The sequence below is a fragment of the Croceicoccus sediminis genome (genome assembly GCF_007570835.1).
GTDB classification, from domain to species: Bacteria; Pseudomonadota; Alphaproteobacteria; order Sphingomonadales; family Sphingomonadaceae; genus Croceicoccus; species Croceicoccus sediminis.
Window position 1 is genome coordinate 381,510 of record NZ_SUNC01000002.1, and the last position, 23,504, is coordinate 405,013.

23 protein-coding genes are annotated in these 23,504 nt (G+C 65.3%); 14 read left to right on the forward strand and 9 right to left on the reverse strand.

Annotation, left to right across the window (positions count from 1 at the left end; genetic code table 11):
* Nucleotides 1-45 precede the first annotated feature (45 nt).
* Both FAX90_RS09915 and FAX90_RS09920 read left to right on the forward strand, forming a co-directional pair.
* A complete protein-coding gene (locus tag FAX90_RS09915) occupies nt 46-2,214 on the forward strand; it encodes a GumC family protein (RefSeq protein WP_144097220.1) in 2,169 nt (722 codons plus the stop codon).
* The gene (locus tag FAX90_RS09920; RefSeq protein ID WP_144097221.1) at nt 2,201-3,337 is read left to right on the forward strand and encodes a tetratricopeptide repeat protein; all 1,137 of its coding nucleotides are present in this window, start codon (nt 2,201-2,203) and stop codon (nt 3,335-3,337) included. Before FAX90_RS09915 ends, FAX90_RS09920 begins: the two co-directional genes overlap by 14 nt.
* Here the strand turns inward: FAX90_RS09920 and FAX90_RS09925 are convergent.
* Both FAX90_RS09925 and FAX90_RS09930 read right to left on the reverse strand, forming a co-directional pair.
* Nucleotides 3,323-3,880, reverse strand: a complete 558-nt coding sequence (locus tag FAX90_RS09925) for an LbetaH domain-containing protein (protein WP_144097222.1) — start codon at nt 3,878-3,880, stop codon at nt 3,323-3,325. The two genes, FAX90_RS09920 and FAX90_RS09925, sit on opposite strands and share 15 nt — an antisense overlap.
* Complete coding sequence (locus tag FAX90_RS09930; protein ID WP_144097223.1) at nt 3,877-4,953, reverse strand: glycosyltransferase; 1,077 nt, start codon at nt 4,951-4,953, stop codon at nt 3,877-3,879. The genes FAX90_RS09925 and FAX90_RS09930 overlap by 4 nt, the downstream gene beginning before the upstream one ends.
* 207 nt (nt 4,954-5,160) lie before the next feature.
* Here FAX90_RS09930 and FAX90_RS09935 point away from each other — a divergent pair, with 207 nt between their 5' ends.
* Genes FAX90_RS09935 through FAX90_RS09970 form a run of 8 tightly spaced genes read left to right on the forward strand, consistent with a single transcriptional unit; the run spans nt 5,161 to nt 13,174 of the window.
* Nucleotides 5,161-5,595, forward strand: coding sequence for a GDP-mannose 4,6-dehydratase (locus tag FAX90_RS09935; protein WP_144097224.1), 435 nt, complete (start codon nt 5,161-5,163; stop codon nt 5,593-5,595).
* The gene (locus FAX90_RS09940; RefSeq protein WP_144097225.1) at nt 5,595-6,800 is read left to right on the forward strand and encodes a DegT/DnrJ/EryC1/StrS family aminotransferase; all 1,206 of its coding nucleotides are present in this window, start codon (nt 5,595-5,597) and stop codon (nt 6,798-6,800) included. Before FAX90_RS09935 ends, FAX90_RS09940 begins: the two co-directional genes overlap by 1 nt.
* Nucleotides 6,801-6,802: 2 nt before the next feature.
* Nucleotides 6,803-7,639, forward strand: a complete 837-nt coding sequence (locus FAX90_RS09945) for an NAD-dependent epimerase/dehydratase family protein (RefSeq protein ID WP_144097226.1) — start codon at nt 6,803-6,805, stop codon at nt 7,637-7,639.
* Nucleotides 7,636-8,658, forward strand: a complete 1,023-nt coding sequence (locus FAX90_RS09950) for a glycosyltransferase (protein ID WP_144097227.1) — start codon at nt 7,636-7,638, stop codon at nt 8,656-8,658. Before FAX90_RS09945 ends, FAX90_RS09950 begins: the two co-directional genes overlap by 4 nt.
* Nucleotides 8,655-9,578, forward strand: coding sequence for a beta-1,6-N-acetylglucosaminyltransferase (locus FAX90_RS09955; RefSeq protein WP_144097228.1), 924 nt, complete (start codon nt 8,655-8,657; stop codon nt 9,576-9,578). The genes FAX90_RS09950 and FAX90_RS09955 overlap by 4 nt, the downstream gene beginning before the upstream one ends.
* Entirely contained in the window at nt 9,575-10,534 is a 960-nt protein-coding gene (locus FAX90_RS09960; protein ID WP_144097229.1) for a GDP-L-fucose synthase family protein, read from the forward strand. The genes FAX90_RS09955 and FAX90_RS09960 overlap by 4 nt, the downstream gene beginning before the upstream one ends.
* 31 nt (nt 10,535-10,565) lie before the next feature.
* Entirely contained in the window at nt 10,566-11,801 is a 1,236-nt protein-coding gene (locus tag FAX90_RS09965) for a WcaI family glycosyltransferase (RefSeq protein ID WP_240704833.1), read from the forward strand.
* On the forward strand, nt 11,798-13,174 hold the full coding sequence (locus FAX90_RS09970) for an MATE family efflux transporter (RefSeq protein ID WP_144097231.1): 1,377 nt from the start codon (nt 11,798-11,800) through the stop codon (nt 13,172-13,174). The genes FAX90_RS09965 and FAX90_RS09970 overlap by 4 nt, the downstream gene beginning before the upstream one ends.
* Before the next feature lie 10 nt (nt 13,175-13,184).
* Here the strand turns inward: FAX90_RS09970 and FAX90_RS09975 are convergent, their stop codons facing one another.
* Nucleotides 13,185-14,606 carry an O-antigen polymerase gene (locus FAX90_RS09975; RefSeq protein WP_144097232.1) on the reverse strand — a complete coding sequence of 474 codons (1,422 nt, stop codon included), beginning with the start codon at nt 14,604-14,606 and terminating at the stop codon, nt 13,185-13,187.
* A 178-nt stretch (nt 14,607-14,784) separates the two neighbouring features.
* Here FAX90_RS09975 and FAX90_RS09980 point away from each other — a divergent pair, with 178 nt between their 5' ends.
* Nucleotides 14,785-15,882, forward strand: coding sequence for a glycosyltransferase family 4 protein (locus FAX90_RS09980; RefSeq protein WP_144097233.1), 1,098 nt, complete (start codon nt 14,785-14,787; stop codon nt 15,880-15,882).
* Between the two features lie 14 nt (nt 15,883-15,896).
* On the opposite strand, the gene FAX90_RS09985 is transcribed toward FAX90_RS09980, so the two are convergent.
* Complete coding sequence (locus FAX90_RS09985) at nt 15,897-17,855, reverse strand: hypothetical protein (RefSeq protein ID WP_144097234.1); 1,959 nt, start codon at nt 17,853-17,855, stop codon at nt 15,897-15,899.
* Nucleotides 17,852-18,304 carry a hypothetical protein gene (locus FAX90_RS09990; RefSeq protein ID WP_144097235.1) on the reverse strand — a complete coding sequence of 151 codons (453 nt, stop codon included), beginning with the start codon at nt 18,302-18,304 and terminating at the stop codon, nt 17,852-17,854. The genes FAX90_RS09985 and FAX90_RS09990 overlap by 4 nt, the downstream gene beginning before the upstream one ends.
* 107 nt (nt 18,305-18,411) lie before the next feature.
* Here FAX90_RS09990 and FAX90_RS09995 point away from each other — a divergent pair, with 107 nt between their 5' ends.
* Entirely contained in the window at nt 18,412-19,656 is a 1,245-nt protein-coding gene (locus tag FAX90_RS09995) for a glycosyltransferase family 4 protein (protein ID WP_144097236.1), read from the forward strand.
* On the opposite strand, the gene FAX90_RS10000 is transcribed toward FAX90_RS09995, so the two are convergent.
* From FAX90_RS10000 to FAX90_RS10015, 4 genes are read right to left on the reverse strand one after another with little or no spacing between them, the layout of a single operon-like run.
* Nucleotides 19,653-20,312 carry an O-methyltransferase gene (locus FAX90_RS10000; RefSeq protein WP_144097237.1) on the reverse strand — a complete coding sequence of 220 codons (660 nt, stop codon included), beginning with the start codon at nt 20,310-20,312 and terminating at the stop codon, nt 19,653-19,655. The two genes, FAX90_RS09995 and FAX90_RS10000, sit on opposite strands and share 4 nt — an antisense overlap.
* A 25-nt stretch (nt 20,313-20,337) precedes the next feature.
* Nucleotides 20,338-20,898 carry an LptA/OstA family protein gene (locus FAX90_RS10005; protein ID WP_144097238.1) on the reverse strand — a complete coding sequence of 187 codons (561 nt, stop codon included), beginning with the start codon at nt 20,896-20,898 and terminating at the stop codon, nt 20,338-20,340.
* On the reverse strand, nt 20,895-21,542 hold the full coding sequence (gene lptC, locus FAX90_RS10010; RefSeq protein WP_144097239.1) for an LPS export ABC transporter periplasmic protein LptC: 648 nt from the start codon (nt 21,540-21,542) through the stop codon (nt 20,895-20,897). Before lptC ends, FAX90_RS10005 begins: the two co-directional genes overlap by 4 nt.
* Nucleotides 21,543-21,583: 41 nt before the next feature.
* Entirely contained in the window at nt 21,584-22,204 is a 621-nt protein-coding gene (locus tag FAX90_RS10015) for a ribonuclease D (RefSeq protein WP_144097240.1), read from the reverse strand.
* 97 nt (nt 22,205-22,301) lie between these two features.
* Between FAX90_RS10015 and FAX90_RS10020 the strand changes: the two genes are divergently transcribed.
* Nucleotides 22,302-22,982 (forward strand): uracil-DNA glycosylase, encoded by a 681-nt coding sequence (locus FAX90_RS10020; protein WP_144097241.1) that lies wholly within the window; start codon nt 22,302-22,304, stop codon nt 22,980-22,982.
* 1 nt (nt 22,983) lies between these two features.
* Entirely contained in the window at nt 22,984-23,490 is a 507-nt protein-coding gene (locus FAX90_RS10025; protein ID WP_144097242.1) for a GNAT family N-acetyltransferase, read from the forward strand.
* The last annotated feature ends 14 nt before the right edge of the window (nt 23,491-23,504 follow it).

Genomic DNA, 23,504 nt, shown 5'->3' on the forward strand with positions numbered 1-23,504 from the left:
AAACTGGACACGAAATTGGCTAGCACGTCGAACGCCCCGGTCCCCATGAACCCGATCCACGGGCCGATCGATCCCTATGAAGCAGGGAAGGGCGGCACGATCGGCGAACTGGTGCGCTATGGCCTGGCGCTGGTCCGCAGGAACATCATCCCGATCGCGCTGATCATGGCGGCGATGGTGGCCATCGCGGTCGTCACCACGATGCTCGACACGCCGCGCTATACCGCGACGGCGACGATCCAGATCAACGACCAGAGCGAGAACGTGCTGGGCGAGGAACTGGACAGCGAAAGCAACGTCAACAGCGGCTGGGACGTCGACCGTTTTCTCAACACCCAGCTCGAGATTTTGAAGAGCCGCGATGTCGCACTGCGCGTGGCCAACGCGCTCGACCTCTACGAGGACGAGGCGTTTTACGCCGCGATGGAAGTCGAATTGCCCGCAGAAGGCATGACCCGCGCCATACGCGAGGACCTGACCGTGGGCCTTCTGCGCGGCAATATGTCGAGCGACCTGCCGCGCGAAAGCCGTATCGCGCGCATCAGCTTCACCAGTGCGAACCCCGACCTTTCGGCCAGGATCGCCAACGAGTTCGCGACCCAGTTCATCCAGTCGAGCCTGCAGCGTCGCTACGACAGTTCGTCCTATGCGCGCGAATTCATTTCCGAACAGCTCGGCGAAGCGCGTGCCCAGCTCGAAACTTCGGAGCGCGAGCTGAACGCCTATGCCCGCCAGGCCGGCCTGATCCGCGGGCGCGGTTCGATGAGCGACGGCGACACGACGTCGAACAGCGTGACTGCGAGCAGTCTCGTCCAGCTGAACGAGGCGGCAAACCGCGCGCGGGCCGAACGTATCGAACTCGAAGCCCGCTGGCGCGCCGAGGCGGCCCAGCCGCTGCTGTCGTCGACGACCGTTCTGGCCAATCCCACCGTGCAGAGCCTCATGACCGAGCGTGCGCGCATCGATTCCCAGGTCAAGACGCTGCGCGCCCGTTATCTCGACGACTATCCCGAGATCGTCGAGCTTCAGACCCAGCGCGAGGAACTGACCAACCAGATCCGCAGCGTCGCCCAATCGGTGCGCGATGGCGTGCGCGGAGAATACCTCGCCGCGAGCGAGGCCGAGCGCCAGCTCCGCAACCAGGTCGGCGCACTTCAGGGCGACACGCTGGCAGAACAGGACCGTTCGGTGCGCTACAATACGCTGGCGCGCGAGGCGGATACGGCGCGCTCCATCTATGAAGGGCTGCTGCAGCGCTTCCGTGAACTGAACGCTTCGGCTGGCATTGCGAACAGCAACCTGTCGATCGTCGACACAGCGCAAATCCCGACGGGCCAGTCGTCGCCGAACCTGTTCAAGAACCTGCTGATCGCTCTTCTGCTGGGCGCGATGCTCTCGGCTGCGTACGTGTTCCTGCGCGATCAGCTGGACGATCTGATCCGCATTCCCGAAGACGTACAGGGCAAGGTCAAGCTGCCGCTGCTGGGGGTCATTCCGGTCTCCGACGAGCATACGCCCGAAGAGGATATGCTCGATCCCAAGTCGCCAATGTCGGAAGCCTACAACTCGCTGCGTGGCCAGCTGCTCTATTCGACGGCCGATGGTCTGCCCAAGGTGCTGCTCGTCACCAGTTCGCAGCCGTCCGAGGGTAAGTCCACGACGAGTAACGCGATCGCCTATTCGCTCGCCCGCATGGGCAAGCGCGTGGTGCTGATCGATGCCGACCTTCGCCGCCCGTCGGAGCACAAGCGCCATTCGCTACCCAACAAACACGGTCTTTCGGGCCTGCTGACCGGCGTCGACACGATCGGCGCGGAAACGGTGCACGAAGTGGCCGAGAACCTGTCGGTCATAACCTCGGGGCCGATCCCGCCGAGCCCGACCGAGCTGTTGGCAGGGCCACGTCTTGCAGGCCTGCTGGAAGAGCTTTCGGCAAGCTTCGAATGCATCATCCTCGACAGCCCGCCGATCCTCGGCCTTGCCGACGCGCCGGTCATCAGCGGCCTTGCCGACGGCGTGCTGTTCGTGATCGAATCCGATCGCGGTCGCGCCGGACAGCTGCGCACCGCGCTGCAGCGCCTGCGCGCGATGGACCCGGTGATCCTGGGCGCGGTGCTGACCAAGTTCGATTCCCGCAAGGGGGCGAACCTCTATTCCGAATATTACGGCTACGAATACTATCGCTACCAAAGCTCGAGCGATGGCACGGCCTGACAGGTCCGCGTCACCGGCGCGAGGGACCTTGCGCTGGATCGTCGCGGCTGGCGCGCTGGTCTATGCGGTCGCTGCGCTCGGCAGCGGCCTGGACCGGATCGCGGGGCGCGAGATCATGGCCGAGAGCGCGGTTCCGGCCATATTCCGCAGCGAGGCCGATGTGGCCCGCGCAAGGCTGGCGGTATCCCGTCAGGATGGCGAGGCGGCTGTGGATGCCGGACAGGATGCGGTTCGCAAGCAGCCGTTCTATGGCGTTGGCGCGGGCATGTTGGCCAGCGGATACCTGCTGTCGGGCGATACGGCGAGGGCCGATGCCGCCTTCCGAGTGTCCGCGGCAGGCGGCTGGCGCGAACCGGCGACGCAGCTTTACTGGGCGCAGCAGACCATCGATCTGGGCGAATACGATCTGGCCGCCGCGCGCATCGACGCGATCCTGAGAGCGCACCCGATCCTGCCGCAAGCCGACGAACTGCGCGCCGAACTCGAAGCCAGTCCCGAAGGGCGCGAGGCACTTGCCGCCCGCCTTGCCGAGCAGCCGGTCTGGCTCCTGCCATACCTGACGCTGGGCGCGGAAACGCCGGACGCGACTGCGGCGGCGCGTACCGACGTTCTTGAGCGTCTTGCAAACCGGTCGGGTCCGCTCGGCTGCGAGAAGATCGACATGACGGCGACGGCCCTGGTGAAGCGCTCGCTCTGGGATGAGGCAGAGGCGGTCTGGCTGGCGCACTGCCCCGATGGCGCCCACCTTGCGCGCAAGATCGATGGCGGCTTTGCGGGCAGGGCAAAATCGCCTTTCGCTTGGCAATTGGTGCCCAGCGGTGACGTTTCGGTAAGCGAAGATGGCGATGTGCTGCGCGTCGCCAATCGCGGACGGATCGCCCGGGTCTTCGCCACGCGTCTCGTCCGTTTCGCGGCGGGCAAGGCATCTGTCGAGATCACCAGCGACGGGGCAGGCGGCACGCTCGCCGCCTCGCTCGATTGCGGCGCTCCGGCACGACCATCGTTCGGGCGGCAGGACGCGATCCCGGTGCCCGACTGCGCGGTTCAGACGCTCTCGCTTTGGGCAAGGCCGGGAACGCAGTTCACGGTGAAGAGCGTGAAGGCGGTCTCAACCGGCTCTTGAACGGACCTTCTCGGCAGGGTTGCCGCGATAGATTCCGCCTTCGTCCGCATCGCCGAACAGAACACCGCGCGCGGAAAGCACCGACCGGTCGGCCATCGTCACTCCGGGCCCGACGAAAGCCTCGGCCGCGACCCAGCAATTGTTGCCGATCACAACGGGCTTCAGGACAAGCTGGAAATCCTCGCCGCGAATGTCGTGGCTGCTGGCGCAGACGTGTGCGCGCTGCGAGACGACCGACTTCGCCCCGATCGTGATGCGTCCCTGGTTATAGAGGATGGCACCCGGTCCGATCAGCGCGTTGGCGCCGAGTTCGAGGTTGGCGGGGTGCCAGATCCGCACGCTGGCATGGACCCGCGCGCCGCTCGCAACCCGCGCTCCGAACAGGCGCAGGACCAGTCTCCGCCAGCCGTGCATCGGGGGCGGGGTGAAGCGGCACAGGACCAGCCATGCCGCCATCCACACTACGCGAAACAGGCGGTTCGACAGCGGGAAGCTCGCCCCGCCTTCGAGCGGCCGGGTCTCGCTGGCGTCGAGAACTTTCATGCCTTTCCGCCTCCTTGCGCAACCAGCGTGCCGATCAGGCCGCACCACCTGCGCGACACGGCCGGCGCGCCGAACGGCCCCGATGCCAGCGCGGTTGCGGCGCGGGACATCTCATTCCATTGCGCGCCCGTCATGTCGAGCGCCTTGACGATCGCATCGGCAATCGTTGCGGCGGTCATGCCGCAGTCGATCGCGGCTCCGGCCTCGAACCCTTCGGGAAGGTTGCACTCCTCGCTCATCAGCATCGGCGTACCCGCAGCCCATGCCTCCAGCGCGGCGACGGGCAGCCCCTCGCTCAGCGAAGGCAGCACCATGAATCGCGAGGTCGAGAGCAGCGCGTCTTTCTCGCCGCCGAAGACCGGCCCGACAAAACGGATACTGTCAGGAGCGGTCTCGAGCCGTAGGTTCAGCGCCTCGACGTCGCCATCCTCGCCCCATCCGGCCAGTGTCAGCATTGCGCCATCCGGCAGGCGCCGTGCATCGCCCAGCATCTGCCACGCATCGATCAGGGCCATGAGGTTCTTCTTGGGATGGATGCGCCCGATATAACCGAAGCAGGGTGCCCGGTCCTGCGCCGGAGTATCCGTCACTTGCGGGCCGGGATTGGGAATGACGACGCTTGTCACGGCTCCCGCCTCTGCCGCGATGTCTTTCGCCTCGCGTCCGGTCAGGGCATGAAATGCGCTCGCCGCGCGCCAGCTGCGCCTTTCGTAGCCGGCCCGCGCCAGTGCCTTCTTCCAGCGCCCCCGCGACGTGATCCACGGGTCGAGCATCCCGTGCGCAGAAATGATGTAAGGCCGCCCCGTCCGCCGCGCCCATGTTGCGCCAGCCGCGGAAGGATACATCCAGATGCCATGCAGGTGCAGCAGGTCGAGGTCTGCCTCAAGCAGCGCATCGACCAGCTTCGGCGCATAGCCGACCTGCCCGGGGCCAAGCACCGGCGCCGTCACGAATTCGCATCCGCCCAGCCGGTCGCGGTCCTTGTCCGCGAATTCATCGGCCAGGGCGAAAACGCACACTTTCGCGCCCGCCTCTCGCAGCAGCGCGGCGTGGTGGACGACCGCCTCGAACACTCCGCCGCCCAGCCGCGAGGCGCGGGCCGTCAGCAGCCCGATCCGCAGTCCGGCGATATCGACAGTTCGGTTCAGGGGCTCTCTCCCGCAAAAACAGTGTATTTACCGGAATTTGACGCATGCAACGGGCTCTCTCGGTTGCATGGGCGCGGCATGTGTCGCTAAGTGCGGCTACCTAATCACTTCCACGAACTTGGGAAACGCAAAATGGGCTCGGACCGGAAGGTCGCACTGATCACGGGCGTAACCGGACAGGACGGCGCCTACCTTGCCGAACTGCTGCTGGAAAAGGGCTACGAAGTTCACGGCATCGAGCCTAACGATTACGTGCTGGCCACCGGAGAGACGACCGAAGTGCGCGAATTCGTGCGCTGGTCGTTCGAGGATGCCGGCATCCCGATCGAGTTCCGCGGCGAAGGTGCGGACGAGAAGGGCTATTGTCTCGAAACCGGGCGCTGCCTTGTTGAAGTGGACCCACGCTATTTCCGACCGACCGAAGTGGACCTGCTGCTGGGCGATCCGCGCAAGGCGCACGAAAAGCTGGGCTGGCGTCATGAAACCAGCGTGCGCGAACTCGCGCGCGAGATGACGCTCGCCGATCTGGACCTGATGCGCGACGCGCCCATCGCCAAGGACGCCTGATGAATTATCGCATACCGCTGGCCTGCAATTCGATCGGGTCGGCAGAAATCGAGGCCGCGCAGGAAACGCTTGCGTCGGGATTCCTGACGCAGGGCCGCCGCGTTGCCGAATTCGAGGAACAGCTGGCAAGCTGGCACGGGGTTCGCCATGCGATCTTCGTAAATTCGGGGTCGTCGGCCAATCTTGTCGGGATCGAGGCACTGGTCATGCTGTCGCGGCTGCGGCCCGATCTCGTGGCGTCGGGCCGCGCGGCAATGCCGGGCGACGAAGTCGTGATCCAGGGGCTGAACTGGCCCTCCACGATCAAGCCCCTGCTCAATATGGGCTTGAAGCCCGTCTTCTGCGACATCGATCCCGAAAGCCTCAACGCCAGTGTCGAGACGGTAAAGGCCGCCTGTTCGGATCGCACCCGGCTCGTCATCGCGGTGCCTGTGCTTGGCAATCCCAGCCATGTCGAGGACCTGGCCGCGTTCTGCGCCGAGCGCGAGATCCTGTTCTTCGAAGATGCCTGCGAAACGATGGGCGCGGTGACCGAGGCAGGGCGCAGGATCGGCACGATTGGTTCGGCCAGCGCCTTCAGCTTCTATTTCTCGCACCACATCACCACGATCGAGGGCGGGGCGATCCTGACCGACAGCGACGAGCTGGCCGACATGGCCTATGCGCTGCGCGCGCATGGCTGGTCGCGCAATCTGAAGCTCGACGGGTTTCTCGACTTCGACAGCGATGCGATCGACCCGCGCTTCTGCTTCGTGCTGCCGGGCTACAACGTGCGCTCGACCGAACTGAATGCGGCCATCGGGCAGGTGCAGCTGGCGCGGCTGGCTGACCTTGTCGTCGCGCGCCGCCGTATTGCGCAAGGGCGCATTGCGGCGCTGGCGGGCACCGACGCGTGCGTGCCGGGGGCCGAGATCGCCGACCGGCACAGCTGGATGACGACGCCGGTGATCTTCCCCAGCCGCGAACACCGAATCGCGGCGCAGCAGTCGCTTGAGGAAACGGGTGTCGAAACCCGCCCGATCATCGTCGGGAACCTGCTGCGGCATCCCGTCTCGCGCATGTTCGAACTTTCCGATCACCAATCGGACCTGCCGCATTGCGATGCGACGTTCGATCGCGGGCTGATGCTGGGCCTCAACCCCAACGCCACGGACGAGGACGAGGCTTTCGTCTGCGAGGCGCTGCAGCGCGCGGCGAGGGGCTGACGATGCGGGTGGGCCTGACCGGAGCGACGGGCACTCTCGGCAGGCACGTGCTGGCCGCGCTTCGCGGCAGGGGTATCGAACCCGATGTGTTCACCGGCGATGTCACCGATGCACCTGTTACTGCCAGCTGGGCGCAAGCGTGTGGTCTCGTGATCCACTGCGCCGCGATGGTGCCGGTGCGCGAGGTCGAGGCCGATCCGGCACGCGCGCTTGCCGTCAATGCAGGCGGGACGATCAATATCGCGACGGGCCTGGCACGAACGGGCGGGCGGCTCGCGCTCGTTTCCACCAGCCATGTTTATGAACCCTCCGACGATCCGATCGCCGAGGATGGCGCGCTTGGCCCTGCGACCGCCTATGGCATGACCAAGCTGGATGCAGAAAACTGGGCGCGGCGCATGCTCCCCGATGCGCTGGTACTTCGTCTGTTCAGCTATTTCGATGCGCGGCAGGACCCGTTGTTCGTGGTGCCTGCGCTGGCCTTCCGGATCGAGCGGGCTGCGCAGGGCGAGTCGCTCGACCTGTTCGGAGCAGACAGCACCCGCGACATGGCCGATGCGGCCTGGCTGGCAGGGCGTCTTGTAGATCTCGCGCTAGGATCGGCGACGGGGGCGGTCAACGTGTGCACCGGGCGCGGCTTTGCCATTCGCGACCTTGCCGCACGGCTCGCTGCCGCGATGGGGCGCAGCGATGTCAGCTTCGTGCCGGCCGGAACGGGCCGCAATGCGCTGGTCGGCGCGAACGGGAAGATGTGCAGCCTGTTGCCCGAACTTCCGCCGTTCGATCTGGACGAAGCGCTTGCCGCCTTCGTCGAAGCGCGGGAAAAGGCAGGGGCATGATCGACGTTGCTTTCTTCGTCCCCACGCTCAACCGCAACCCGATGGTCCTGCGGGCGGTCCACTCGTGCATTGCCGCGATCGAACACGCGGGCGTCACGGGACGTGTCATCGTGCTCGATTCCAAGAGCGACGACGGATCGTGGGAAGCGCTGAACGCGGTGTTCGGAGACGACCTGCGCGTCGAACTGCGGCAGAACGAACGCGGCCTTGGCCCCACGAAAAGCTGGTGCGACAACGTGGCAGGGTTCGAGGCAGCCTATGCGACGTTCCTGTGGTCCGACGATTATGTCGCGCGTGAATTCCTCACCGAACTCCTGCCGCCCTTGCGCGAAGGCGCGGCGGTTGCGATCGGGCACGGAAAGATCCGTCCGGCGGAGTGCGAGGAGCCGCTGTCGCAGGAAGGGCGGCGCGGCGCGCTTCCTGCAGACACGGTCGCTTCGGCCTATTTCCTGAAGGGCACGCCCGACGGCGATCCGCTCCAGGTCAGTCCGGCCTGCGCGCTGTTTCCGCACGCGGCGGTCTCGTCATGGCTGGGCCGTGTCGAGGGGATGTCGCGCGCAAACGGTCTACGCGAATATTTCCTGTGGCGACGGGCCATCGGGCCTGATCTCCTGCTGTTCTTCATCGCGCTGGGCGGCGTGAAAGACACGGTCTTCCGCACCCAGGCCGAAGTCGCGCAGTTCTCTGCGCATGAAGGCTCGATCACTATATCGTCCTCACCGTGGTTCCTGACGATGGGTTACTGGCTGGCGCGCTGTATCGCCTTTTGCGAGGCGGACCTCGATTTCGGCGCGGCAGACCGCCATGCCATCGCTGCCGAGCTTTTCGTACAGGGTATCGTCCTGAAGCGCCGTGCACCCGACGAATTGCCGGGCTTTGGCGACAGGAGCGCGGTGCGAGAGGCGATTTCGCGCGAAATGGAAGCGGTGCGCGCCGCTGCGGGCAAGAGCATCGCCAGCCCGGTGATGCTGCGCCCGGCATGGCAGGCGCTGCGCCGCCGGATGGGTAGCGCGGGATGAGCGGGCCTCTCGCCTTTCTTGTCCTCGCGCATGACGATCCCGCGATGCTGCGCCGCTTGTGCGAAAGGCTCTCGCCGCACCCGACTTACGTGCACATCGATGCCAAGGCGCAAGACATGGGCGCGGACATTCTGGCTGACATGCCGCACGTGACGGTGGCCAGCCATCGCCACGCGATAGACTGGGCGGGATATGCCATGGTCGAGGCGACGCTGGACCTGCTCGAACTGGCCCGCAAGGACGGTTTGGCCCGTCACACGCTGCTGATTTCGGGCCACTGCTATCCGATCCGCCCCGTGGCCGATCTGGCCGGGATGTTGGCGGGGATGCAGGGCGAGGACGTGATCCAGATGGTCCGCGTCGGGCCGGATTCGGTCCTTCGCGGACTGGTCGGTCGCCACTGGCGGCAGCGGCCGTTCCTGTCCCATCGCACCCGCGCGCGGCACCGCTTCGCAGCGAGAGCTGACGACCTTGCGCGGCGCATCCGCAACCGGATTGCGCGGAGCATCGGGCGGCGGTTCGAGGACGAAGTGGCGTTTGACCTGTACCACGGCGCATCGTGGTGGGCTTTGAGCGCGGAAACGGTCGCCACCGTGCTTGACGCCCATGCCGCCGATCCGCAGCTTGGCCAGGCGCTGCGGACCGGGTTCGCGCCCGATGAACTGTTTTTCCAGACCATGATCGCCGCAGGCCCGCGCGCCGGACATCAGCACGGGCCGGACGAGGACAAGGGTGGCGACAATATCTACGATGCGCCGCTCGTGCTCGTACGCAAGGGCAATGCCCGCTGGATGCGCGACGATGCCGAAACGCGGAAGGCCATCGCGTCGACCGACCGGTTCTTCGCCCGGAAGATCGCGTCGCGCGATGCGGGGCTGCTCGACTGGATCGACCGCGAGCGGCTGAGGATCGCGGCATGAGCGCGATCTATGAGCTTCGCGGCAAGCGCGTCTATGTCGCGGGCCACCGCGGCATGGTGGGTTCGGCCATCGTGCGCCGCTTGGCGACCGCAGGTTGCGAAGTGCTGACGAGCGAGCGGACAACGGACTTGCGCGATCAGGCGGCGGTCGACGCATGGTTCGAAGCCAATCGTCCTGACGCCGTTTTCATGGCCGCGGCGCGTGTCGGCGGCATACTCGCTAACGACAGCTATCCCGCGCAGTTCCTCTACGACAACCTGATGATCGAGGCGAATGTCGTGGAAGCGTCGCGCCGGTCCGGCGTGGGCAAGTTGCTCATGCTCGGCTCGTCCTGCATCTACCCGCGCGATGCAGCCCAGCCGATTGCAGAGGACGCGCTGCTGACCGGCCCGCTGGAGGCCACGAACAAGTGGTACGCGATCGCCAAGATCGCGGGCGTCATGCTGTGCGATGCCTATCGCGCCGAATATGGCTGCGACTTCATCTCGGCCATGCCGACCAACCTCTATGGTCCGGGCGACAACTTCGACCTCGAGACCAGCCACGTCCTGCCCGCCCTGCTGCGCAAGACGCACGAGGCGAAAGTTGCGGGCGACGATGCCATCGTCGTCTGGGGTTCGGGTAAGCCGCGCCGCGAATTCCTGCACGTCGACGACCTTGCCGATGCCTGCGTTTTCCTGATGGAGCATTTCTCGGCCGCCGGGCAGGTCAATATCGGTTGCGGCGTCGATCTCGAAGTGGGCGAGCTGGCACGCCTGATCGCCGATGTCGTCGGCTTCGAAGGCAGGCTGGAATTCGATACCTCACGCCCCGACGGCACGATGCGCAAACGACTCGACGTCTCCAAGCTCTCGAACCTGGGCTGGGAGGCCAGCATCGGGCTTCGTGAGGGGATCGAGCAGGTCTATCGCGAGTTCCGTTCGGGCGAAGCGCGGCAGGTGCGTCTTGGCGGCTGACAATCCCGCGGGTCCCTTGCGGATCCTTGTGGTGGGGCTGAACTACGCGCCGGAACCGGTCGGTATCGGCCCCTATACAACGGGGCTTGCCGAGGGTCTGGTGGCGCGCGGCCACCGCGTCGAGGCCGTCGCCGGGCGCCCTTACTATCCGCAATGGTCGCCGCTGCCGGGATACCCCGCGCGCTGGAGCCGCCGTGTCGAGAGCGGTGTCGGCATCACCCGCGTACCGCACTACATTCCGCGCAATCCGGGCGGGCTGAAGCGGCTGATCCACCTTGCGAGCTTCACGCTTGCCGCGCTCTATCCGGCGATGAAGCAGGCGCGTCGGATGAAGCCCGACCATGTCCTCGTCGTTGCGCCGTCGCTGCTGGCGATGCCGGTCGGGGCGCTTGCCGCGCGCATTTCGGGCGCGAGGCTGTGGGTCCACGTCCAGGATTTCGAACTCGAAGCCGCGCAGGCGACCGGTCTTCTGTCGGGCGGGGGAGCGGTTGCCCGGCTGGGCCGCGCGGTGGAACGCTTTCTCTTCGGTCTTGCGGACTTTGCCTCGACGATCAGCCCGGCCATGCGCACGCGGCTGGTGGCGAAGCGCTTTGCCCCAGGCGACACATTCGAGATGCGCAACTGGGCCAATCACGCGGACACGATCGGGGCAGCGGGCGGAAAGGCAAGCGGATCGTCGTCCTACGCCCGAGCGTGGGGGCTCGAAGGGCGCAAGGTCCTGCTCTATTCGGGCAATATCGCGAACAAGCAGGGGCTCGACGTCGTGATCGATGCAGCGCGGCTTCTGTCAGGCCGCGACGATCTTGCCTTCGTGATTTGCGGTGAGGGGCCGAACCGTCAAAAGCTGGAGGCACAGGCCGCGGGGCTCGGCAATATTCAGTTCCACGATCTCCAGCCGAGTGCGAAAGTGGGCGACCTGCTCGCGCTCGCCCATGCGCACCTGCTTCCGCAAAAGGCGGGCGCTGCCGATCTTGTCCTGCCCTCGAAGCTGACGAATATTCTCGCCTCGGGCCGTCCGGTGATCGCAACGGCAGAGGCTGGAACAGGCCTTGCCGAGGAGTGCGAAGGCTGCGGTTTCGTGACCGCGCCCGAAGATGCACGCGCGCTTGCCGATGCGATCGAGCGGCTTGCCGATGACGGCGCCCTTGCCGACCGTTTGGGCGCCAGGGCGCGGCTGCGAGCGCGGGAGCGTTGGGCACTGGACGGGATACTCGATGCGACCGAGGCCGAGCTGATCGCCCGCCGGCCTGCGAGAGGCGCTGCATGATCCGCCGCATCGTGTCGCGCATGAGCGGGCCGGGCCTTGTCGGCAATGTCGGGGCGCAGGGCATCAGCCAGGCCGTCAACATGGCCGTGCAACTGCTGTCGGTCCCGATTCTCGCAACCAACTGGGGGCTCGAGACTTACGGCGTCTGGCTGATCCTTTTCTCGATCCCCTATTACCTCGCGATGAGCGATCTCGGACTGATCGGTGCGGCGGCGAACGACATCGCCGCTGCCGCCGCGCAGGACCGGCGCGACGATGCGCTGCGCACGATGCAGGCGGTGCAGTCGGGCGTGACCCTGATCGGCATCGCGGTCGTCGCGATCTGCGCGATTGTCCTGCTCTGGCCGGGCAGCGACCTTCTCGCCTTCGCGCAGGACGCGGCAGGGGGCGATGCCATCGCGACGTTGCTCGTCATCGTGGCCTGGGGCGTTCTGGGACAGCAGTTCGCCATTGCGCGCGCCGGGCTGCGTGCAGGCGGGCATTATCCGGCGGCGATCTACCTGATTACCGCGGCGACCGCGATCGAGACGCTGGCTCTCTGGGCCTGGGTGCTGACCGGCGGTGGCCTGTTGGGTGCGGCATTGTGCTATCTGGTCGGCCACGCGATCGTGCTGGCGGCGATGCGGATGGCGATTGCGCGCAAGGTGCCGTGGCTGGCGCAGTGGCGCTGGCGGGTCGAGGCGTCGGAGCTTCGCCGCCTGTTCCGTCCAGCGCTCGCCATGATGCTTATCCCGCTGTGCTATGCGCTCTCGATGCAGGGCATGATCCTTGCCATCGGCGCGGCTGCGGGGGCAGCGGCGGTGCCCTATTTTACCAGCGTCCGGACGCTGACCCGCGCTGCAGTCCAGGTGACGGGCGTGATCAACGTCGCCTCCATGCCCGAATTCACTGTCGCCCATGCGCGGGGTGACCTTGCCAAGCGCGAGGAACTGGTAGCGCTTTCGATCATGACCGGTCTGGTTGTACTGATCCCCGCGGCGAGCGTGCTGTTCGCGGCGGGACCGTGGCTAGTCGCGCTATGGACCGGCGGAGAGATCGCGCCGGGTTACCTCCTGGTCGCTATGCTGACGACTGCAATGGTCCTGAACGGGCTATGGGTGCCGATCAGCAACCTGATGATGGCGGTGAACGAGCATGAGCGGTTCAGCTACGTCTTTGCAGGGCTGGCCGCGCTGTCGGTGGTCATGGCTTTCGTCCTGTCCCGCCGCATGGGCGCAGAAGGCGCGGCGCTGGCCGCGATGTGTTTCGATGCGGCGATGCTGGGCTGGGTCGGCTTTCAGGCGCGGCGCATGGACCTGCTCCACGCAGCGGCGCTTCGCCGTGCGCCGGGGCGCGTGAAAGCGATGCTCGCCAGGTTCCTCGGGCGGGGCTGACCTCCGGGCTTCAGCGCGAGGCAGGCACCAGGCTGGCGATCGCCTTGCGCCTTTCGGCAGGTGTCATCGCGGCGCGTTCGGGGGTCGCAGTATCCGGCATCCGGCGCAGCGCGTCGCCGCGCATCTCCATCGCGCCCGGAATCTTCAGCATCCGCGCAATGCCCCACCACAGGCCGAGCGGAATAAGGAGATAGAACAGCGACATCTTGACCGTCGACAGCAGCGATCCATCACGAAAGCCGATTACTGCGGTCGCGAGGAAAAGCATGTAGATCAGCAGCGCGAACGTGCTGCGCTTGCCGATCAGCAGCCAGCGATAGGCATAACCGAAGATCGCCGCAAAGACCGCGCACTGGATCACCACGCCGATCCAGCCCAGTTCGTACCAGCCCATCCCCGGCAGCGACGTCGTCATGCCCAGCGGGCTGCCATAATCGAACAGGTTGATCGTCTTGATCGGCGCGCCGACCGGCTTCCCGGACCAGAGCGCGCGTGGAATCCACTCGGTAAAGATCTGCAGGTTCGACAGGAAATAGTCGTAAGTGCCCGATCGCTGGGGGACTGCGTACACGAGGTACTCGAAGTACTCCATGTTCGCGAAGTCCATGTGCTCCAGCGGTTTCAGCGCGGCACGCTCATAAGTACGCGCCTGGTCGGCCACGAAGATCGAACGGATCGCCTTGCCGCGGTCGGCGACGACGAAGTTGAACAGGACCAGCACGCCCGCACCCATCGCGATGGTGCGCCATTCGGGCCACTTGCGCCGGTTTTCCCACAGCCAGAGCAGCATGAGCGCGAACGAGGCATAGACAAATGCCCCGCGTCCGCCCGACCCGGCCTTCACGAAGACGAAGAACGCAAACGGCAGCAGTGACCACCAGCGGAACCGGTAGAGCCATGCGGTCACGACCGAGAGCGAGGCCAGCACCAACTGCATCTCGAAAAAATAGCCGTTGCCGGTGGTGTTGATGCGGATGTTCGTCTCGGTATCGAAGACCATCGTGCCGGTGTCGGTGGCCGAATTCATCCAGTAGTCGAAGATCGAGTATAGCCCGACCGGCGCAAGGATCAGCGCTGCGGCAATGAAGGGCTTGCGCAGCGAACGGCGCGAAATTTCGTCGAATTCGTCGCGCTCGAACACGACGGGTTGGCGCGCGACCGACATGGCTGTCGCGACGAACGTCACCATGCCCAGGTTCGCGGCAAGGATCACCGTCATCTTGTCCGACAGCGAAGGCTGGAACTGGTAGGTCGCGTAGACGAATTCGAAGTCCATCAGCCGCGCCGCAATGGGGCGCAGGACAAAGATGAAGCCGTGGAACAGCAGGTAGAGCGAGGCCGGGTGAAATACCGAGGCGGCCGGACGATGCACGTAGATAAATACGACCGCGATGTAGAAGAGCGTCGAGGCGAGAAGCAGCAGGTCGTACATGTCCGGGGAGAATTTCGATCTGGCGAATGAGGTGCGCGGGCGCCGACCATAGTCGCGATGGCCCGGCTTAGAAAGCCCGCCGGTTCGTGCGGTGGAGAGGCGCCCGTCCGAACGGTTTGCCAGCGCCGGGCAACTCGCTTATGGCCTGCCGCTTCGCTAGGATCGGGATTGTCAGTTCATGCCTTCCGGCAGGAAACCTATTGTTCTTCTTTGGGAAAATTTCGGTCCCAATCACTACGACCGGCTGAACGCAGTCGCCGATGCGGGTTATGACCTGACCGCGATCCAGATCGCCAGCAAGTCGAACATGTATGACTGGGAAGAAGGCGGCTCGAACCGCTTCCGCACTGTAACGCTGGCGAAATCGCACGACGAGCTGACGCCGCCGATTCTTGCGCGCAAGATCGTTGCCGCAGTGGGCGAAAGCGGCGCGCGCGACATCTTCATGTGCCACTACGAATTCCCCGGCGTGTTCATGGCCGCTGGCTGGCTGCGCGCAACGGGTCGCAGGCCCTATGCGATGATCGCGTCCAAGTTCGACGACTACGACCGCAAGTGGTGGCGCGAAAGCGGGAAATCAGTCCTGCTCAAGCCCTATTGCGGGGCGATCGTGGGGAGCGAGCGTTCGGTCCGCTACATGCGTTTCCTCGGCCTCAAGGACGCGGTGACCGGCTACGACACGCTGTCGGTCGAACGGTTGCGGTCACAGAACCCGGATGCCATCGCCGAGTTGGACGGCACCGCGCGGCCCTTCCTCGTCGTCGCGCGGCTGGTGCCGAAGAAGAACATCGCCTTCACGCTCGAATGTTTCGCGCAATATGTCGCGCGCAACGGGACGGCCCGGCGACTGGAGATCCTGGGCGACGGGCCCCTGCGTTCTGAACTTGAGGCAAAAGCGCAGGCGCTCGGCATTGCGGGGCAGGTCGATTTTCGCGGGCTTTGCCCGACCGCCGAAGTCACCGGAGCGATGCAGCGCAGTGCCGCTCTCCTGCTGCCCAGTATCGAGGAACAGTACGGTCTCGTCGTCATCGAGGCACTGGCCAGCGGCCTTCCCGTCATCGCCTCCACCCAGTGTGGGGCGACCGATGTCGTGCTCGACAATCTCGTGAACGGGTTTGCCGTCGCATCGGATTCGCACGCGCAGATGCTGGCCGCGATGGAGGCGATCGGCACGGACGAGTCCATGCGCAAACGCATGGCCGCCGCCGCGTACGACAGTGCCGAACGCGGCGACGTGCGCCATTTCGTGGCGGGTCTCGAACGCCTGATGGGTTGAGACCCGCCGACGGGTCAGACGGGGTCTGCGCTCGAGAAGAAGCCGCTCTCTTCCCAGGCGCGTCCGTCGTATTTGTCGAACGTGAACTCGATCCAGTCCTTCTTGTTCACCAACGTCCGCGTCTGCGAGAGCCGCAATCCCGCGGTGCCCTTGACGAAGCGGATGCCCGGTCCGTTGGTAAAGGCGTAGAAGCGGATCTTCTGCCCGTGTGCGAAGCCGTACTGGTATCCCGCTGCCGGTTCGGTCGCGACCGTGACGTCACGCGGAGCGGTGCCGGCCGACTGGTAGTAGCCCATGTGCACCGCGCTCGGCACGACAGTCAGGTTCTGGTCGATCCAGCCCAGCGAGTGCGCCACGTTGAACGCGCCTGCCGATACGTGGGTCGAGTTGTAGTCGCGCAGATCGAACTTGGGCATAGAGACCGGATTGATCGCATAGGGCGCCTTGTTCGCCTCGCCTTCGACGATGATGCGGCAGGTCGGCTCGACGTAACCGGTCCATGTCGCCGCGATCCATTCGCGCCCCGCCGCCTTGGCAACCGCAGTGCGCAGCGTTCGGACATAGATGCGCATGTTGCGCGGCGGTACCTGGTAGGTCCCGGCAGGCGCGCCGCTGACCTGGGTGGTGAGGTTGGCCGGCCCGCCGATCGAAACCGGCGAGAAGTTGCCGCGCTGGTCCATCCACGCCTCGATCTCGATGTCGATATCGCGAAGTGCGCTGTAGAGCGGGGTCGAGAAATAGACCTGCGTATCGATCGTGCGGATGGATCCGCGCGTCCAGCAACCGACCAGCAATTGCCCGATGTTCTTGAAGACGCAGCCTTCAAGCTGGGTCATCGGTGCGCTCTCGGTCTCGTCACGCGTGGGGTAGAGGTAGTTGTAGAGGATACCGTTGGTCGGTCCGCTGCCCAGCGTCGCCGTGCTGGCATCGCGCCAGACGCAGTTGGTGTAGCGGGCAAAGGTCTTGCCCGTGTCCTCATGCGCGATCAGCGCGTTGCCGAACTCGCAATTGTCGGCGGTGATGCGGATGTTGGTGCCGGCATTCCATGCATTGCCGTTGGTGGTGTGCAGGTGCAGCCGCTCTGCATGAAGGCTGCGCGCATCGGCTCCGGCGATGAAGAAAAGCTCGCCCTTGAAGCCGTGGACCTCGCAGTCGCTGATGACCAGGTCGCCGACCCAGGTATCGTGGATACTGATGCCCTTGTCCGAGGTATCCCACCCGTCCCCGGTGACGAGGCTGGCGGTCGTGTTCGAATTGCCGGTGCGCTCGCGATTGCCCTGAAGCACAAGCCTACACATCTCGAACCGCTCGATGTTCAGCGCCTCGCCATCTTCCGGTTCGGTCATGTTGCCGAACAGGAAGATGCCGCCGCCGCGCCAGACCGCGTTCGTGGAAGAACCTTCACTGTCGGGCACGACCTGCCAGTTGGTTTCGGGATCGACGCCGCCCAGCCCGCGAAAATCGAGCACGCTGCGATCTGCAGAGGCACCGCGCAGCGAAATCGTCTTGGTGACGACGATCGGCCTTCCGTCGAGCTCGAAGCGCGATGCGCGCGGCGATGTCCGCACGGTCGCCCAGATGGCATAGCGCGGCATTGAGAACACGACTTCGCGGGCATCGATGGCCTCGACATAGTCGATGGTGGCCTGCACCGCAGGCTGGTCGTTCGCAACGCCATCACCGGCCGCGCCGCCCTGTTCGACGCTGACGCTGCCGAAATCGGGGAGCAGGCGAAAGACCCGGCCGTCCGCTGCCGTAAAGACAAAGCGCGGGTGCTTCGCGGCAAGTGCCGCGTCGCAGAGCGCATCGTTAACATAAACCGCTGCACCAAGGCCCGAAGTGGTATGCCCCACGGTGTCGACGCGCAGCAGCGTGCGGGGCAGGGCAGCGCCTTCGAGATCGGCGAAGAGGCGCGGCATGGCGGCCTGCGCGGCGACACCCATGCCGCGCGCGACGATGTCCAGCCCGCTCATTGCGACACCCGGTATTCGACGGTGCCGCTCTCAGGTGCGATGTCGAGAAAAAACTCGACTGCGGCCTCGCTCTCTTCCCACACCGCTTCGCAGGCGTTGGCGATATAGACGCCCCAGGGCAGGCCGCCTGCGGTCAGGCTCACTTTGGTCGCGCCGCCATCGACGGAGCGCAGCAACGAGACGGTGCCGGTCCACGTACCTGCAAGCGCCAGGACGATGGGGCGACCGGTCAACGGGGCGAAGGGGCCGACGATTGCGCTTGTCGCGCTCGTGCCGGAGAGCGGCTGGGGCGGCGTGGGTTCTGCGACCGGCTCGATCGTGACGCTGGCCGCGGTCGGCAGCGGCTGGTCGGTACCGACGAACGCGAGGTCGCCGTTCGAATCGGTAAAGGCCAGCGCGTAGGCGGGCGCGTAGCCGGAAGGCAGCTTGATTTCAGGAGATTGTGGCATGGTTCACCCTGTATGACAGTAGGAACCATATTGGTTAGAACGACTCGGCGGTGTAGGAAAATAACAGGCGCTCGACACGGGACGATGATTGCGCGAAGAAGCGCGGCATGAGCGTACGCGGCACCGACGATGTCCTGGTTTTCCATCCGGGCACGCAACATAGCTGGCAGACCGCGCTTGCGCTGCAGCATCTTGGCCGGCTTCGAGTCTATGCGACCTCGATCTTCGAGAAAGCGGATGCATGGCCCTATCGCGCAGTTCGCTATCTGCCCGAAGGATTGGCTGCGAAAGCCCGATCCGAATTTGCACGCTTTTCACATCCCGCGATCGACCCCGACAAGGTCCTGACATTCGGCTGGCACGAATGGGCGGAACGTGTAGCAAGGCGCGCCGGCCTTGACGGACTTGCCCGCGAGATCGACCGGATCGGCAACGCGGCTTTCGGACGCCGGGTTGCAAAGTTCGCCGCCGGGCAGGGCGATTTCGCGCTCTGGGGCTACAACGGCAGCTCGCTCTGTTCCTTTCGCGCGGCCAGCGGGCGCAAGACGATCTACGACCGCACGACCCCGTCGCTGCGGAAGGTAAATGCGGCAATCGACGAGATCGAGGAACGCTTTCCGCAGTGGATTGCCGAACCGGGCCAGCGATACAGCCAGCAGCGGATCGACCTGGAGGATGAGGAACAGGCTCTGGCCGACGTCATCGTGACGGGCAGCGAGTTCGCACGTGACAGCGTGATCGCGGACGATCCGGCGTTGACGGGCAAACTACGCGTCCTGCCCTACTGTTACGATGAGGCTTTGTTTGGCCAACTGCCGGAAGTGATCGGGGTGGGCCGCGACGAGCCGGTGCGCTTCCTGTTCGTCGGCGGGATAAGTGCGAGGAAAGGCGTGCACCTGCTCATCGAAGCTCTGGCCGGCCTGACTGATAGCGCTGCGACACTGACGCTCGTCGGCCGGATGGATCTGCCCGAGGCCGCCTTCGCGCCTTTTGCCAATCGCGTGACCCACATCCCCGCCGTGCCGCGCAGCGCGATTCCGGCGATCATGCGCCAGCACCACGCATTTGTCTTCCCAAGCTTCTACGAAGGCGGCGGTATCGCGCTTTACGAGGCTCTGGCCTCAGGGCTTGCCCTGATCCAGACGCCGAACGCCAGCCATGCGGTCGATGGCGGCACCGGGATCATGCTCGACTGTCTCGACGTAGAGAGTGTCCGCGACGCAATGCTGCGCGTGGTGGATGATCGGGACCTGTTGAATGGGTGGCGCGAGGCTGCGCCGAAGCGGGCCGAGGCCTTTACCTTCACCCGTTACCGCGACGGGATCGCGAGCCTGCTGGACGAGGTCCTTTAGCGCCGCTGGATCAAAAGACCGCGCTGGGCAAAGAACGTCGTCGGCGCAAAATCGGTGAAGGACTTCATGGGCCAGCCCCTCGTGCGGCTCGCTTCCTCGATCATCGAAACGGCACGCGGCACGTCACCGTCGAATTCGCCGACGCCGTGATCAGCATTGTCGAGGTAGAGCATTCCGCCCGGCTTCAGAAGCGAGAGGCCAAGCTCGACACATTCGTCGCGGAACTTGCCGTCGACCAGCACGAGATCGAATATTTCGCCATCGGGCACGGCAAGGTATTCCTCGCGCCCGGGCGCATGGCGATAGTCGATTTCCGCATTGCTGTCAGCCAAGCGCCCGGCGATCTCGCCGTGCCATCCGGCATGATCCTCGCGCGAGACGATCCGGCCGACCCGGCGCGCGAACCACAGGGTCGACATGCCCGAGCCGAACTCCAGCACCGAGCTTTCCGCATCGAGCCGCTCATCGATCAGGGCCTGCGCATCGAACGAAATCCACGGGCGCGCGGGGCGAACATCCAGCATGACGCGCCCGATCGCGCCGACCAGCGCGCGCGATCCGTTGCGCAATGCGCGCCCGACAGGGACGCTGCGCCCACAGGCATCGTGAAACCGCGTCTTGCGCGAAGGCGCGCCCGCGATGAGCTTGTTGAACATGGCAGGTGCGACCCCGACTGAATTGTTATTCGGGCACCGAGAAGCTTCCGCTCACCCGGCCGTTCGACGAGGTTTCGCCCCCGACGGACGACGACGAACCCGCACTGCGGCCATCGACGCTGGACACGCCGGTGTTGAGGTCGATCACCAGCCGTCCACCGTTTAGCGTATCGGACCCGCGGCGCAGGCGCACGTCGCCGACCAGCGTGATGATGCGGCGGTTGAAATCGTAGACGCCGACATTGCCGCGCGCCGTTTCGTTGCCGCGCGCGACCTGCACGCCGCCGGTGGCTGTGATGCGCTGGATCTTCAGTTCGCCAGCGTCGGTGTAATTCACGATGGTGCGACCGGCGTTGAGGCGAAGGTCGCCCTGACGGATCGCGACGTCACCCGACAACACGACGCGGTTTTCGCGGTCCTGCAGCTCGATCCGGTTGGCGGCATAATCGACCGGCTGGTTCGAGTTGAAGCCCGCGATCGACTGCGCCGAAAGCTGTTGTGCACCCAGCATCAGGGCCGCGGTCAGGCCAAAGCCTGCAAGGCCGGCGCGAAGCGTGCGGGATTTCAGAATGGTCTTGAATGTCATCGGGGCATCCTGAGTGAGCCGGGTTCCATGCGGAGCCGGGCGTCTCCGATAAGGGATATGGTGCGGGCCTGCAAATCGGCCTCCAGCCGGTTGGCGCTGAACGTGCCGGCGGGGATGCGCCCCTCGACCCGGCCCGTGCCGACCAGTTTCTGGTCGGACAGGTCCAGCGACACGTCGCGCGCGATCATGCGATAGCCGTCCGCCGCCGTGAAATTGACAGCACCCGGCACCGTGACGGTGTCGTCCCCGAAGTCGTAGATGCCGTTCTGCGCGCTCAATTCCGCAGGGCCGTTGTCTAGCAGGATGCGCGCGGTCAGGTCGTCCATCTCGATCTTGCGGACTTCGCGGGTTTTCTGGACGGCATGGCCCGCCATGACGGCAAAGGGGCGTCCCTCGGCGTCGAGGCCGCGGTACATCGCCTTGTTCACCGAAATGCGGTTGGGCGTGACCTGCACCTTGTCCCGGTCGAGCAGAAAGCTGATCTCCCCGCGCGAGGACAGCGGGGCCAGGATCATCAACGCGAACAGCACGCCGATGGCGATCGGCAGGACCAGCACGAGAAAGCGCACGAGTTTGTCATGCGCGCCGCCGGGGGCGGCCATGTGCTGTCGCTTGTCGCGGATGATGTCGGCTTCGGCGGTCATGGCTCTCTATATGGGACGCGATCTTCTTGAACGAAGGGTTATCACGCCTCGTGGCTGAACAGGTCCTTGTCTTCCCAACCGGCAAGATCGAGCAGCGCGCGCGTCGGCAGGAAGTCGAAACAGGCCTGCGCGATTTCGGTGCGGCCTTCGCGTTCGAGCCGGACGCGGAAAATATCGACCATTTCATGCAGGAATCGCACGTCGCTGGCGGCATAGTCTTTCTGCGCCTCGATCAGGGTGGGCGCGCCCCAATCGCTCGACTGCTGCTGCTTGCTCATGTCCTTGCCGAGTAGCTCGGTGACGAGGTTCTTGAGGCCGTGGCGGTCGGTGTAGGTGCGGGTCAGCTTGCTGGCGATCTTGGTGCAGAACACCGGTGCGGCCATCACGCCAAGGTAATGCTGGATCGCGGCAAGGTCGAAGCGGGCGTAGTGATAGTACTTTTCCCGCGCCGGATCGGCGAGCACCGCCTTCAGGTTCGGCGCGGCATAATCGCTGCCGACCTTGAAGCGGACGAGGTGTTCGTCGCCCTTGCCGTCGCTGATCTGGACGACGCACAGCCGGTCGCGCCGGGTGACGAGGCCCATCGTTTCGGTATCCACGGCCACGGGGCCGGGTGCGAGCACGCCTTCGGGAAGGTCTTCTTCGTGGAGGTAAACTGCCATGAATGGCCCTTAGGCCGAATGGGGAAAGAGGGAAAGGGGCGGCTGGCGGGAGAACGGCAAAAAGCCTAATCCCCTGTGCGATGAATGAAGAGGCGCGATGAACGAAGAAGCGATCCCCCCGTCTTGGGCCCCGGTGCTCGAACCCGCATTGGCGACGGACGCTGCACGCAGGCTGGGCGGCTGGCTGCGCGAGGAGGAAGCGGCGGGCAAGACCGTCTATCCCCCGCGCGGGCAAAGGCTGCGGGCGCTGGAACTTACCCCGCTCGACCGGGTCAAGGTCGTCATCCTGGGGCAGGACCCCTATCACGGGCCGGGACAGGCGCACGGGCTTGCCTTTTCCGTGCCGGACGGGGTGAAAGTGCCGCCCTCGCTGCGCAACATCTTCAAGGAGCTGGAGGCCGATTGCGGCGTCGCGCCCAAGGGCAGCGGCGACCTGACCGGCTGGGCCGAACAGGGCGTGCTGCTGCTGAACAATGCACTGACGGTGGAGGCGGCCAATGCCGGTTTGCATCAGAAGCGCGGCTGGGACGCGATCACCGATGCCTGCGTCGCTGCCGTCGCAAGATCGGAGAAACCGAGCGTGTTCATCCTGTGGGGTAGCCACGCGCAGGGCAAGGCGCACCGCATTCCCGAACTGTCGGGCGACACGCGTCACTGCGTCATCGAAAGCCCGCACCCAAGCCCGCTTTCGGCCCATCGCGGGTTTTTCGGATCGAAGCCTTTCAGCCGCGCCAATGCGTTCCTGAAAGAACACGGGCGCGGCCCGATAGAGTGGTGAGATGACCATCGAACTTGCCCCGCTGCACGAAGAGGATGGCCCGCAGATCATCGCGGCGAACCGGGCGGCGCGCGAACATCACGGCGAATTCGCCTCTCCCTGCATCGACGAGGAAGCTTTTGCCGCATGGCTGGAAGTCGCCACTGCGCCTGCCAACCGCACGCAAATTGCGCGCACGGCGGATGGCGAGCTGGTGGCCGTGTTCAACATTACCCAGATCGCGCTGGGCAATTTCCGCAGCGCCTATCTTGGCTATCATGGCTATCCGGCAACGGCGGGGCGCGGGCTTGTCACACAGGCCATGGGCGAGGTGCTGCGCTTTGCCTTTACCGAGATTGGGCTGCACCGGATCGAGGCGAATGTTCAGCCGGAAAACACCCGCTCCATCGCGCTGGTGCAGCGGGCGGGGTTTCGCAAGGAAGGCTACAGCCCGCGCTACCTGATGATCGGCGGGCAGTGGCGCGATCACGAACGCTGGGCAATCACGGTCGAGGACTGGACCGGATAAGCCCGGATCGGGCA